This is a genomic window from Enterobacter mori (assembly GCF_025244905.1).
Taxonomy (GTDB): Bacteria; Pseudomonadota; Gammaproteobacteria; order Enterobacterales; family Enterobacteriaceae; genus Enterobacter; species Enterobacter mori_A.
The window spans coordinates 4,480,738-4,492,757 of record NZ_CP104285.1 but is presented as its reverse complement, the minus strand read 5'-3'; the positions used below and the strand labels follow the sequence as shown (position 1 = coordinate 4,492,757).

At 56.6% G+C, this 12,020-nt stretch carries 11 protein-coding genes; 5 read left to right on the top strand and 6 right to left on the bottom strand.

The annotated features are described in order from the left end of the window. Positions 1-53 precede the first annotated feature (53 nt). Positions 54-812, top strand: coding sequence for an SDR family NAD(P)-dependent oxidoreductase (locus N2K86_RS21315; RefSeq protein WP_260659883.1), 759 nt, complete (start codon positions 54-56; stop codon positions 810-812). Positions 813-985: 173 nt separating this feature from the next. Further along, complete coding sequence (locus N2K86_RS21310; protein WP_260659882.1) at positions 986-1,588, top strand: helix-turn-helix transcriptional regulator; 603 nt, start codon at positions 986-988, stop codon at positions 1,586-1,588. On the opposite strand, the gene N2K86_RS21305 is transcribed toward N2K86_RS21310, so the two are convergent. After that, positions 1,567-1,905, bottom strand: a complete 339-nt coding sequence (locus tag N2K86_RS21305; protein WP_260659881.1) for a lysozyme — start codon at positions 1,903-1,905, stop codon at positions 1,567-1,569. The two genes, N2K86_RS21310 and N2K86_RS21305, sit on opposite strands and share 22 nt — an antisense overlap. A 71-nt stretch (positions 1,906-1,976) precedes the next feature. Continuing rightward, on the bottom strand, positions 1,977-2,516 hold the full coding sequence (locus tag N2K86_RS21300; protein ID WP_260659880.1) for a GNAT family N-acetyltransferase: 540 nt from the start codon (positions 2,514-2,516) through the stop codon (positions 1,977-1,979). A 147-nt stretch (positions 2,517-2,663) separates the two neighbouring features. Here N2K86_RS21300 and N2K86_RS21295 point away from each other — a divergent pair, with 147 nt between their 5' ends. After that, positions 2,664-4,253, top strand: a complete 1,590-nt coding sequence (locus N2K86_RS21295; RefSeq protein ID WP_260659879.1) for an STY4199 family HEPN domain-containing protein — start codon at positions 2,664-2,666, stop codon at positions 4,251-4,253. 59 nt (positions 4,254-4,312) lie between these two features. Here the strand turns inward: N2K86_RS21295 and N2K86_RS21290 are convergent, their stop codons facing one another. The 3 genes from N2K86_RS21290 to N2K86_RS21280 all read right to left on the bottom strand — a co-directional run bounded on the left by N2K86_RS21290 (position 4,313) and on the right by N2K86_RS21280 (position 8,412). Further along, positions 4,313-5,962 carry an alpha,alpha-trehalase gene (locus tag N2K86_RS21290; RefSeq protein WP_260659878.1) on the bottom strand — a complete coding sequence of 550 codons (1,650 nt, stop codon included), beginning with the start codon at positions 5,960-5,962 and terminating at the stop codon, positions 4,313-4,315. A gap of 183 nt (positions 5,963-6,145) precedes the next feature. Beyond that, on the bottom strand, positions 6,146-7,498 hold the full coding sequence (gorA, locus tag N2K86_RS21285) for a glutathione-disulfide reductase (RefSeq protein WP_260659877.1): 1,353 nt from the start codon (positions 7,496-7,498) through the stop codon (positions 6,146-6,148). A gap of 71 nt (positions 7,499-7,569) precedes the next feature. Beyond that, complete coding sequence (locus tag N2K86_RS21280) at positions 7,570-8,412, bottom strand: 23S rRNA (adenine(2030)-N(6))-methyltransferase RlmJ (protein WP_260659876.1); 843 nt, start codon at positions 8,410-8,412, stop codon at positions 7,570-7,572. A 208-nt stretch (positions 8,413-8,620) separates the two neighbouring features. Between N2K86_RS21280 and prlC the strand changes: the two genes are divergently transcribed. Both prlC and rsmJ read left to right on the top strand, forming a co-directional pair. After that, entirely contained in the window at positions 8,621-10,663 is a 2,043-nt protein-coding gene (prlC, locus tag N2K86_RS21275; protein WP_260659875.1) for an oligopeptidase A, read from the top strand. Between the two features lie 7 nt (positions 10,664-10,670). Beyond that, positions 10,671-11,423, top strand: a complete 753-nt coding sequence (rsmJ, locus tag N2K86_RS21270; RefSeq protein ID WP_260659874.1) for a 16S rRNA (guanine(1516)-N(2))-methyltransferase RsmJ — start codon at positions 10,671-10,673, stop codon at positions 11,421-11,423. A gap of 92 nt (positions 11,424-11,515) precedes the next feature. On the opposite strand, the gene uspA is transcribed toward rsmJ, so the two are convergent. Further along, positions 11,516-11,953 carry a universal stress protein UspA gene (gene uspA, locus N2K86_RS21265; RefSeq protein ID WP_003861223.1) on the bottom strand — a complete coding sequence of 146 codons (438 nt, stop codon included), beginning with the start codon at positions 11,951-11,953 and terminating at the stop codon, positions 11,516-11,518. Positions 11,954-12,020: the final 67 nt, after the last annotated feature.

Genomic DNA, 12,020 nt, shown 5'->3' with positions numbered 1-12,020 from the left:
ATCACCTAATAAGCTCTTTCTCAATCTCCATAACAGCCGAAACGAGGTTTCCCATGAGTGAACGTATTGCATTAGTGACAGGTGGTAGCCGTGGCCTGGGTAAAAACGCGGTTTTGAAGCTGGCGGCAGAAGGGACGGGGATCATCCTGACCTATAACAGCAGCGAGCAGGAAGCGCAGAACGTCGTGCGTGAAATTGAACAAAAAGGGGTTAAGGCGGTGGCATTACAGCTTAACGTCGGTGAAATCTCCACTTTCGCTGACTTTGCTAAAAAAGTGCAGGAAAGCCTGAAGACGGTCTGGCAGCGTGACACCTTTGATTATTTATTAAACAATGCGGGTACAGGTTTATACGCGCCCTATACCGAGACGACGGAAGCCCAGTTTGATGACGCAATGAACATCCATTTTAAAGGACCGTTCTTCCTGACTCAGACCCTGCTGCCTCTGATAAAGGATGGTGGACGCATTCTGAACGTCTCCAGCGGTCTGGCCCGTTTTACCCAGCCGGGCTCGGGTACCTATGCGGCAATGAAAGGGGCGATGGAAGTGCTGACCCGTTATCAGGCGAAAGAGCTGGGGGCTCGTGGGATCGCGGTCAACATTATCGCCCCTGGCGCGATTGAAACCGACTTTGGCGGCGGACGCGTGCGTGATAACGCCGAGCTTAATCAACTCCTGGCGTCACAGACGGCGCTGGGTCGCGTGGGCCTGCCGGACGACATTGGCGATGCCATTGCCGCGCTACTCAGCGATAAGCTGGGCTGGATGAACGCGCAACGTATTGAAGTGTCAGGCGGTATGTTCCTCTAATACGCACGCTTAAGGGGAGGGAACCTCTTAAGGACATCCTTAAGACAAATGTGTCCAGATACGGGTAGATATAAAGAAAGCGGGTGGATTTGTAACCTCTCCATTCATTGAGTTTTTTCTCAAATAGTGCCTCTGTAGAATCCCCCCTCGCTATTCTCAGAGGGAGAAAAACGATGCGAGTAATCATGTTTGACAGGCAGTCGATATTTATTCATGGAGCGATACACAGTCTGCAAAGGTTAATTCCGGAAATAGATATGACGGGGACCCGTCAGGCTGATGAATTATGGGCGCAGTTGTCCGCGTCACCCGCCGCTATCGTGATGATTGACGGGAATGTCATTCAGAATGAAGGCATCGCTTTCCTGGAGGAAATCATACATCGCTTCCCGGCACTCCGCGTGGTGATGGTTCTGGCGAAAAAAGAGAGCCGCTGGGGCGAGCAGGTGATGCAGCGAAACGTGATGGCTGTTATTCCCCGCAATGCAAGCCCGGAGCGTTTTGCCGCCGTGCTGGATTCTGTGTCCAGGGGGATGATCTGTTTTCCCGGGGAGTGGCTCAGGCAGCAGGCTTCGCAGGAGGCTTTATTAACGCTAAGCGAGCGTCAGCGTGAAGTGTTGAAACGCCTGGCTGCCGGGGAGTCAAATAAGGAAATTAGCCGCAGCCTGAATATCAGCGCGGCAACGGTAAAAGCACATCTGGAAGCGCTTTTCCGTCGGCTGGATGTCAAAAACAGAACGCAGGCGGCCATGTACTACACCCGCTCAACGGCCTGAAGCAATGCTTTTACCAGCGTCGGTATTTCACCGAAGCTGAATATCATCAATACCAGCGCGTCATGCTGCTGTTGGGTTAAGAGTTGGGTCATATTTTCCCGCAGCAGCGTCTCGCATAATTTCAAATCGTCGTGAAGTAGATATTCCGCCTCGTCAGGTGTGATGAGACGGGGAAATGCTTCCCACTGACGGATCGTATGGCCATATCCGATAACCCATAACCCGTTTTCGTCGCGATATTTCTCCAGGGAAAGTCCCTGATTTTTTTTAATTAACGTTATCGCAGCAGACGATATCTTTAGCGTAGAACCTTTCATATTCGTTTCCTCTTAATGGCGACACTGTAGAGGAAACGACGCGGGAGAAATATCCGCCAAATGGCTATTGCTCAGGGATTATTATTCAGGTATTCATGCTTCAATAAGCCAAATAGCCAGTCATTTTGCCACTGACCGCCAAGGTAATAATTTTCGCGCAGTTCGCCTTCCAGTTGAAAACCTGTTTTTTCCAGTACACGTTTTGACGCGATATTTCCCGCTGTGACGGTGGCGGTAAGCCGACGAATACCGCCCTGAAGAAAGGCATAATCGCAAAGCGCCCGCAGCGATTCGAAGCCGTAACCTTTCCCCTGTGCCGCAGGCGCGAAAAGGAATCCGACTTCGGCACAATCCTCGTCCCGATGAATGTAACCCGTGACGCCCAGCGGAGCCTGCGAGGCCGCATCACGCACGGTGAGGCAAAGCCAGTGCGCACTGCCCGGCGACCATGGGACGAGACGAGAATCGAATGCGGCGCGGATCTCTGCCAGAGGGCGGTTTTCCGCCACAAAGCGCATCACGTCGGGATCGTGCTGTAGCGCGAGAAAAAATGGCCAGTCCTGCTCGTGCAGCGGTGAACAGGTGAGACGCGCGGTCGTTAATACGGGCATTCAGATTCTCCTGAAACATTTTAAATGATTATAAGGTTGTCACTTTATTTCAACAGAAAGTCAGGTATGTTTAACGTCGTATAAATAAAAGAAAAAAAGCTGTTTCATGCCTGGCCCAGGCGTTTTCATTGTCTCTGAAGGAATACAATGACTCTCAGCACATCACACCCCATTCGCGAACAGTTTGAACACTGTCTTGCGGTTATTCGTCAGGCGTCAGTCGAAATTCTGCTCCTGCTGAATGTACATGCTTCTGAAGGAAAAGATCCACGCTGGTTTCTGGAACAATTGGACAGCGCCCGCTTAGGTCTGGGGGGATGGACTGCTGTTGCGAAGCAACTCAACCTGAACGATGCAGAAATGTCGACATTTACGCTACAGCTGCGCCTGCTGCAGCAGCGTGTTCCTCAGTATGAAAGCGGGCAGGATGTCACTGAAAATCAGCTGATTGCGGCGATGCGGTTTGTGACGACTCTGGAGCATCTTCGTCTCCAGCAGCCTCTTCTGACTTATAACACTGAACTGGCGCACGGTAGCGAAATCCAACAGCAGCAGGCGCATAAGCAGGTGCGTGCTATCGAATTGATGATGAAGGGGCTGATCCAGCAGGCGTGGCCCGATCAGGTGCGGCTCAATAACCATCTCAAGACCCTGTTTAATGCCGATCGCGTTCGTCGCTGGCTGAAGCTGGGCGACATTAATGATGTGTTGAGCGGCATGATGTTCAGCGAGCTGGCGCAGCTGCTGGTGGATAAAAAAGAATTTAGCCGTTACTACGCGTCACTGTTTAGCGATCCCGCCATGCTGACGCTGCTGGTGGAGCCGCGCATCACCCTGCAAACCTTCCTTGATGACATCCGTCAAATCCGCAACAGCATTACCGTGCAGCGGGCATTAAGTTCCGCGCAGATCCTGCTTCTCGATCGCTATTACACGCAAATCACCCGACCCGTTCAGCGCGCGTTTGAAGAGGGAAGAACACGCATCAATCCGGCGGGATTACTGGCCGTGGATGCCAGCGAACTGCATGCATTCTGGGAAAAGGCGCAGAAAATGGACCGGGTCACGGGCGGCGATCTGTTCGAGGTGCGTGACACCATTGAAAAGCCCACCCAGCGCGCACCGCGAACGCCCGAACAGCGCGAGCAGCTCATTTCCGGCGTGCTGTGGGGCGCGGTTGGCGTCATGGTCATCGCGATTATTGCCGGTGGCGTCTGGCTTGTGACCAGCGGCAAACCGCAGCCCGTCGCGGCGAGTGCAGCAGTCGCGCCTCCGGTACAGGAGATGCGTGAAACGCCTTCCTCGCGTGAGACGCTGACGCGCATGGGCGTCACCTGGGACGAGAATAATTTCCGCTCAGCCATCAACCGCAATGACACCCGCGTGGCGCTGCTTTTCTTGCAGGGTGGCATGGACTGGAAGCTGTCATGGACGGAAGAGGCGATGTCGTCAGACCATGACGACGTGCTGGAACTGATGCTGCACTATCGGCAAAACATGGTGGAAGAGAAGCCGTGCCGTCGTTTTATCAACACGCTTAGCCACGCGATGGCGAATGGCGAGTCTCTGACCTCGGTTCGTAAAGAGTATCTCAAAGCGTTCTGCACCGTGCCTGCCGTGGTGAAGCGCCAGCAGCACGACGCGGATATGGCGAAGCGCCGTGCGCAGGCACAGCCGGGTTCTGAAACGAAAAAATGGCAGTCTATTCAGACCGCAATTTATGAAGTGATTCGCTGACCTCTCCTCCCTCTCCCAGTGGGAGAGGGCCGGGGTGAGGGCACCAAACCGCACCCCGCTTAAGGCTCCCCATATAGCCCAATTAGCCGCCGCACCACGCCGTTCGTCCAGCCGAAGCCGTCCTGAAGCGGGTACTCCCCACCGCCACCTTCACGCGGCGTGCTGCTGGCGATGTGGTACTTCTCAATCAGCTTATGGTGAGTCTGATAAAAATGGTTCACCGTGTGCAGCCAGCTCCAGGCGATCTCGTCGCCCAGAGAGTCGTTGCCGTACTGCTTGAACCCCTGAATCGCCATCCACTGCAGCGGTGCCCAGCCGTTGGGCTTATCCCACTGCTCGCCGGTTTCGTACTCGGTCGCCAGAATCCCGCCCGGCGTCAGCAGCCGCGCTTTAACCGCATCTGACAAGCGTTCAGCCTGCTCGTGCGTTGCCATGCCAACATACAGTGGCACAATGCTGGCCGCTGAGAACAGCGCCATATCTTCACGTCGCCAGTCGTAATCCCGATAACAGCCGTTCTCGTCATCCCATAAATAGCGGTTAACTGCCGCGCGGCGATCGCTGGCTTTCTGGCGGAACAGGTCGGCCGTCTCTTTATCGCCTTTCGACGCTGAAATGTTAGCGATGGCGCTTTCCAGCTTGAACAGGAAGGCGTTCAAATCGATAGGGATAAACTGCGTGGTGCGGATGCTGGCAAGTCGACCCGGCTCACGAAGCCAGCGGGAGGAGTAATCCCAGCCAGACGCAGCCCCGGCGCGTAAATCGCGGTATACCTCATTCGGCGGACGGCCAGAGTGACGCGCCGTCTCCACGTCCTCGATCCACGACTCGTCGCGCGGCGTGTCGCGGTCATCCCAGTAACGGTTTAGCAGTGAGCCATCCGGCATACGCACAGCACTTCGGTAAGCCTGGTTAAGCAGCAGCGACTCGGCCCCGTCCATCCAGAAGGCATGCTCCATCTTCAGGTGTTCAAGATAACGCTTCGCGCCACGCACCCCGTCCTCCTCAAACAGCTCCACCATCAGGGCAAATACGGGCGGTTGGGAGCGGCTGAGATAATAGGTACGGTTGCCGTTCGGGATATGGCCGTAGCGTTCAATCAGCCACGCAAAGTTATCCGCCATACACTTCAGCAGATCGTTACGGCCACTCTCCGCCAGCCCAAGCATGGAGAAGTACGAATCCCAGTAGTACGTCTCGCTGAATCGCCCGCCTGGTACGATATACGCCTGCGGCAACGCCAGCAGGGACGACCAGGGAATATGATCCTGCGGTTCGCGCGTCAGCACGGGCCACAGATTATCAATGTGCTCTTTCAGGGAGAGACCTGGATCGGAGACATATTCTGTACCGTAGGTTTCCGGCATCCAGAAGTGGTTCTCCACAAAGCGTGCCAGGTCAAAATCGCGATGACGACGCACTTTTCGGTAGCGGATCAGGATATCCAGCGGGTCCATTTTCGGCGCGCAGTCGGGAAACGTTTTGCTGTCCGCAAACAGCCGCGTCGACTGCACGTGCTCGAAGAGTTCAAGATAGCGATCGGCGGGCGTCAGGGCGTCGGAGGCGGGTAGCCCCTCGATCATTTCGGGTTCCGGCTCCGCCTCAATCATTTCATCCAGTTTCAACTCGCAGGGATCGGTCTCGTAGCGCAGCTCTTCTGCAATCTCGAACTCGATGTTCTCGGTAGCCTGTAGTTTCTGGTTGAACATGGTGATAAGGACCTCCGGTTGTGTGTTCAAAAGACAGGTTTTTCCGGGCGTCTTATAAGCGTAGACATTCGCTTCGGTAGTTGGGGAGGGATATGTGCGGTAGATCACTCTTTTCGGAGCATTCGTTTTGCAACGATTTATGAATGTGAATAAAAAAAGCCCCTCCTGAGAGGGGCTTATGCATTAACGCATGGTCACAAACTCTTCCGCCGCAGTCGGGTGGATCGCTACGGTGTTATCGAAATCTTTCTTCGTTGCACCCATCTTCAGCGCCACGGCAAAGCCCTGCAGGATTTCGTCCATACCGAAACCGATGCCGTGGATACCAACAATCTTCTCTTCCGGGCCTACACACACCAGCTTCATGCGGCACGGCTGACGGTGAGAGGTGACGGCGGTATACATCGCGGTAAACGCCGATTTATACACTTTCACCTGGTCGTCGCCATACTGCTCGCGCGCCTGCGGCTCGGTTAAACCGACGGTGCCGATTGGCGGGTGGCTGAAGACCACGGTTGGGATAAGGTTGTAATCCAGATGCTCGTCCGGCTTGTTGTTAAACAGGCGCTCGGAAAGACGACGGCCCGCCGCAACGGCTACCGGCGTCAGCTCAACGGCACCGGTGTTATCGCCGACCGCGTAAATGCCCGGTACGCTGGTGTTCTGGAACTTATCAACGACGATGTAGCCTTTATCGTTGGTTTTCACGCCCGTTACAGCCAGGTTGAAGTTATCGTTCGCCGGTTCACGACCAATCGCCCAGATCAGGCAGTCGACGGTCTGGCTGCGGCCATCTTCCAGCTCAAGCGTCAGGCTGCCGTCCGCATTTTTCACCACCGCTTTTGGCACGGCATTAGTGTGCAGGGTCGGGCCTTCGGTGTTCATCACTTCAACCAGGGTGTCGACAATCAGCGGGTCAAAGCTGCGCAGCGGCGCGTGTTTACGCACAAACAGGTGCGCTTCCGCCCCCAGGCCGTTAATCACGCCGGCCAGTTCCACCGCGATGTACCCCGCGCCAACAACGGCAACGCGTTTTGGCAGGGCTGGCAGCTCGAAGAAACCGTCGGAGTCGATGCCGTATTCCACGCCCGGGATGCTCGGGTGGCTCGGACGGCCGCCGGTAGCGATCAGGATGTGATCGGCGGTGATCGTCTCACCGTTCACTTCGATCGTTTTCGCGTCCACAAAGCGGGCGAAACCGTGGATAACGTCGACGTTATTCTTGCCCAGCACGTTGTCGTACGAGGTGTGAATACGGTCGATATAAGCGGTACGGCTGGCGATCAGCTTGTCCCAGTCGAAGTTATTGATGGTGGTGTCAAAGCCATAATCCGGACCGTACATATGGATAGCTTCGCGGATTTGCGCCGCGTGCCACATCACTTTTTTCGGTACACAACCCACGTTCACGCAGGTGCCGCCCAGCGCTTTGGCTTCAATCAGCGCACACTTCTGGCCGTACATGGCCGCGCGGTTGATCGAGGCGATGCCGCCGCTGCCGCCGCCGATTGCGATGTAGTCATAATGCTTAGTCATAGCTTTTATCCTTAATCGTGAATTGCCGCGATTGTATACCTGAAATCAATAGTTTCCACCGATGGCTGCGATTACTCCGGCACGATCCAACTGACGGTGGCGTGGCCTGTACCCGCAGGTACCAGCGTTTTGTGCAGCCACGGCAGCACGTTGTTCATCTGCGCTTCGAGCTTCCACGGCGGGTTGATCACAATCATGCCGGAAGCGGTCATGCCGCGCTGATCGCTGTCCGGGCGTACCGCCAGCTCAATCTGCAGGATTTTGCGGATGCCGGTCGCTTCCAGATCTTTGATCATGCGTTTGATTTGCGCGCGCAGCACCACCGGATACCACAGGGCGTATGTCCCGGTGGCGAAGCGTTTGTAGCCTTCGTGGATACCCGTCACCACCGCCTGATAGTCGGTTTTGATTTCGTACGGCGGGTCGATCAGCACCAGGCCGCGACGGGAGACCGGCGGCAGCCTGGCTTTCAGCTGCTGGTAGCCGTCGGCTTTTTCCACGCGGGCGCGATTATCTTTCTGGAATTCAGAACGCAGCAGCGGGAAGTCGCTCGGGTGCAGCTCGGTCAGCTGGATGCTGTCCTGCTCGCGCAGCAGCTGGCGGGCAATCAGCGGGGAGCCAGGGTAGTAGCGCAGCTGGCCGTTGCGGTTGAAGTGGTTCACCACGCCGATGTACGGCTCCAGCTCGGCGGGCAGGTCGTCCTGCTGCCAGATGCGGGCGATGCCCTCAAGGTATTCACCGGTACGCTCGGCATGCTCGCCGCTCAGCTGATAACGGCCCGCGCCCGCGTGGGTGTCGAGATAAAGAAACGGCTTCTCTTTCTCTTTGAGCGCTTCAATGATCAGGCTCTGAACGGTGTGTTTAAGGACGTCGGCGTGGTTGCCAGCGTGGAAGCTGTGGCGATAACTGAGCATGGGTAATGATATTCCGCTGAATTGACGATTTGCCACAGTTTACAGCAGAACGGTGCAGATTACCCGTAGGCCCGGTAAGCGCAGCGCCACCGGGCTCTTTTCGACAACGTCCGGCATTGAAATCCTCTACACTTAACCCCATTACAGAAAACAATGTGCACAGCGCCGGATGCGCGCTTCATTCACCTATTTCAACAGGACAGCGTTTATGACCAATCCATTACTGACGCCTTTTTCGTTGCCGCCGTTTTCTAAAATCCTCCCTGAGCATGTGGTTCCAGCCGTAACGCAATCGCTGGACAACTGCCGCGCGGCGGTAGAACGCGTGGTTGCGCAGGGCGCGCCGTACACCTGGGAAAATCTGTGTCAGCCGCTGGCCGAAGTGGACGACGTGCTGGGGCGTATCTTCTCCCCGGTCAGCCACCTGAACTCGGTAAAAAACAGCCCGGAGCTGCGCGAAGCCTACGAGCAAACCCTGCCGCTGCTTTCTGAGTACAGCACCTGGGTTGGACAGCACGAAGGGCTGTACAAAGCCTACCGCGACCTGCGCGACGGCGACCACTATGCCGAACTGAACACGGCGCAGAAAAAATCGGTTGATAACGCCCTGCGTGATTTTGAGCTGTCCGGGATTGGTCTGCCAAAAGAGAAGCAGACCCGCTACGGTGAAATTGCCGCGCGCCTGTCCGAGCTGGGCAACCAGTACAGCAACAACGTGCTCGACGCCACCATGGGCTGGACGAAGCTGATTACCGACGAAGCGGAGCTGGCGGGTATGCCGGAAAGCGCGCTGGCGGCGGCAAAAGCCCAGGCCGAGGCGAAAGAGCAGGACGGTTTCCTGTTAACGCTGGATATCCCAAGCTATCTGCCGGTGATGACCTACTGCGACAATCAGGCGCTGCGTGAAGAGATGTACCGCGCGTACAGCACCCGCGCCTCCGATCAGGGGCCGAATGCCGGTAAGTGGGACAACAGCCCGGTAATGGCGGAAATCCTTGCCCTGCGTCACGAGCTGGCACAGCTGCTGGGCTTTGAAAACTACGCCGATAAATCCCTCGCCACCAAAATGGCGGAGAACCCGCAGCAGGTGCTCGACTTCCTGACCGATTTGGCGAAACGCGCCCGTCCTCAGGGTGAGAAAGAGCTGGCCCAGCTGCGCGCCTTCGCGAAAGCGGAGTTCGGCGTGGACGAGCTGCAGCCGTGGGACATCGCCTACTACAGCGAAAAACAGAAACAGCACCTCTACAGCATCAGCGACGAGCAGCTGCGCCCGTACTTCCCGGAAAACAAAGCCGTTAACGGCCTGTTCGAAGTGGTGAAACGCATCTATGGCATCACTGCGAAAGAGCGTACCGATATCGACGTCTGGCACCCGGACGTGCGCTTCTTCGAACTGTACGACGAGAAAAACGAGCTGCGCGGCAGCTTCTACCTCGATCTCTACGCGCGTGAGAACAAGCGCGGCGGGGCGTGGATGGACGACTGCGTGGGCCAGATGCGTAAAGCCGATGGCTCCCTGCAGAAGCCGGTCGCTTACCTGACCTGTAACTTCAACCGTCCGGTGAGCGGCAAGCCTGCGCTCTTCACCCACGACGAAGTGATCACTCTGTTCCACGAGTTCGGTCACGGTCTGCACCACATGCTGACCCGTATCGAAACCGCAGGCGTAGCCGGTATCAGCGGCGTGCCGTGGGATGCGGTCGAGCTGCCAAGCCAGTTTATGGAAAACTGGTGCTGGGAGCCGGACGCGCTGGCGTTTATCTCTGGCCACTATGAAACCGGCGAACCGCTGCCGAAGGCGCTGCTGGATAAAATGCTGGCGGCGAAAAACTACCAGGCGGCAATGTTCATTCTGCGTCAGCTGGAGTTCGGCCTGTTCGACTTCCGCCTGCACGCCGAGTTTAGTCCGGAGCAGGGCGCGAAAATCCTCGAAACCCTGGCCGAGATTAAAAAGCAGGTTGCCGTTATTCCAGGGCCAACCTGGGGCCGCTTCCCGCATGCCTTCAGCCACATCTTTGCAGGCGGCTACGCAGCGGGCTACTACAGCTACCTGTGGGCCGACGTGTTGGCGGCGGATGCCTTCTCTCGCTTCGAAGAGGAGGGGATCTTCAACCGCGATACCGGCCAGTCGTTCCTCGACAACATCCTGACCCGCGGCGGTTCTGAAGAGCCAATGGTGCTGTTCAAACGCTTCCGTGGCCGCGAGCCGCAGCTGGATGCGATGCTGGAGCATTACGGGATCAAAGGCTGATTGTTACGTGAAGATCTGCTTAGTGGATGAAACAGGCGCCGGAGACGGCGCCTTATCTGTTCTGGCGGCCCGCTGGGGGCTGGAGCACGATGAAGATAACCTGATGGCGCTGGTGATGACGACAGCGCACCTGGAATTACGCAAGCGCGACGAACCGAAGCTCGGCGGGATTTTTGTCGACTTTGTCGGCGGCGCGATGGCGCACCGGCGCAAGTTCGGTGGCGGTCGCGGCGAGGCGGTGGCTAAAGCGGTTGGCATCAAAGGGAGCTATCTTCCGGACGTGGTGGACGCCACGGCGGGGCTGGGGCGCGATGCCTTTGTGCTGGCGTCTGTCGGCTGTCACGTGCGGATGCTGGAACGCAATCCGGTGGTCGCTGCGCTGCTCGACGACGGGCTGGCGCGCGGCTACGCGGACCCGGAAATCGGCTCGTGGCTACAGGAACGCCTGCAGTTGATCCACACCTCCAGCCTGACGGCGCTGACCGACATCACCCCGCGACCGCAGGTGGTCTATCTGGACCCGATGTTCCCGCATAAGCAGAAAAGCGCGCTGGTGAAGAAAGAGATGCGGGTGTTTCAGTCGCTGGTAGGGCCGGATTTAGATGCAGATGGCCTGCTGGAGCCTGCTCGTCAGCTTGCAACGAAGCGGGTGGTGGTGAAACGGCCGGACTATGCGCCGCCGCTGGCGGACGTTGCCACGACCAATGCGGTGATCACCAAAGGGCACCGGTTTGATATCTACTCAGGCACGCCGGAATAAAAAAAGCCGGGTGGCGGCTTCGCCTTACCCGGCCTACATTTAGTGCCGCTTGTAGGCCCGGTAAGCGTTAGCGCCACCGGGCTTTTTTGCACTTACTCGTCTTCTTCGTCACGCAGCGGAACAATCAGCATATCCACGTGAACGGTGTTAATCAGCTGGCGCGCAGAAGACATCAGCTTGCTCCAGAAGTCCTGGTGATGACCGCATACCACCAGGTCCATATCGTATTTCTTAATCGCATCAACCAGCACCTGGCCCAGATCGCCGCTACCGCTTAAGGTTTCAGTGATCGGATAGCCCGCGTTGGTGGAGAGTTCGCTCAGGGCGTGGTGAGTCTCTTCGGAGATGCGTTTCTGCATATCGCCAAGGTTTACGTCGATCAGACCGGTGTAAAGGTCGGAGTAGTTCACATCAACGTGAATCAGCGAAACTTTCGCGTTGTAGGGACGTGCCATGGATACCGCTTTATCAACCAGCACTTTGCTCTCCGGGGAGAGGTCTACCGCGATGAGAATGTGTTTGTAAGCCATAGTGTTACTCCTTCCTTAAGTTATCGATGACTAAAAGAGAATGCCGTCGTCTGATACTTTCATTACG

Coding starts and splice junctions, on each gene's coding strand:
- uspA (WP_003861223.1), bottom strand. CDS start 11,953: ATGGCTTACAAACACATTCTCATCGCGGTAGACCTCTCCCCGGAGAGC.
- N2K86_RS21305 (WP_260659881.1), bottom strand. CDS start 1,905: ATGAAAGGTTCTACGCTAAAGATATCGTCTGCTGCGATAACGTTAATT.
- N2K86_RS21300 (WP_260659880.1), bottom strand. CDS start 2,516: ATGCCCGTATTAACGACCGCGCGTCTCACCTGTTCACCGCTGCACGAG.
- N2K86_RS21315 (WP_260659883.1), top strand. CDS start 54: ATGAGTGAACGTATTGCATTAGTGACAGGTGGTAGCCGTGGCCTGGGT.
- N2K86_RS21310 (WP_260659882.1), top strand. CDS start 986: ATGCGAGTAATCATGTTTGACAGGCAGTCGATATTTATTCATGGAGCG.
- gorA (WP_260659877.1), bottom strand. CDS start 7,498: ATGACTAAGCATTATGACTACATCGCAATCGGCGGCGGCAGCGGCGGC.
- N2K86_RS21290 (WP_260659878.1), bottom strand. CDS start 5,962: ATGTTCAACCAGAAACTACAGGCTACCGAGAACATCGAGTTCGAGATT.
- prlC (WP_260659875.1), top strand. CDS start 8,621: ATGACCAATCCATTACTGACGCCTTTTTCGTTGCCGCCGTTTTCTAAA.
- N2K86_RS21280 (WP_260659876.1), bottom strand. CDS start 8,412: ATGCTCAGTTATCGCCACAGCTTCCACGCTGGCAACCACGCCGACGTC.
- N2K86_RS21295 (WP_260659879.1), top strand. CDS start 2,664: ATGACTCTCAGCACATCACACCCCATTCGCGAACAGTTTGAACACTGT.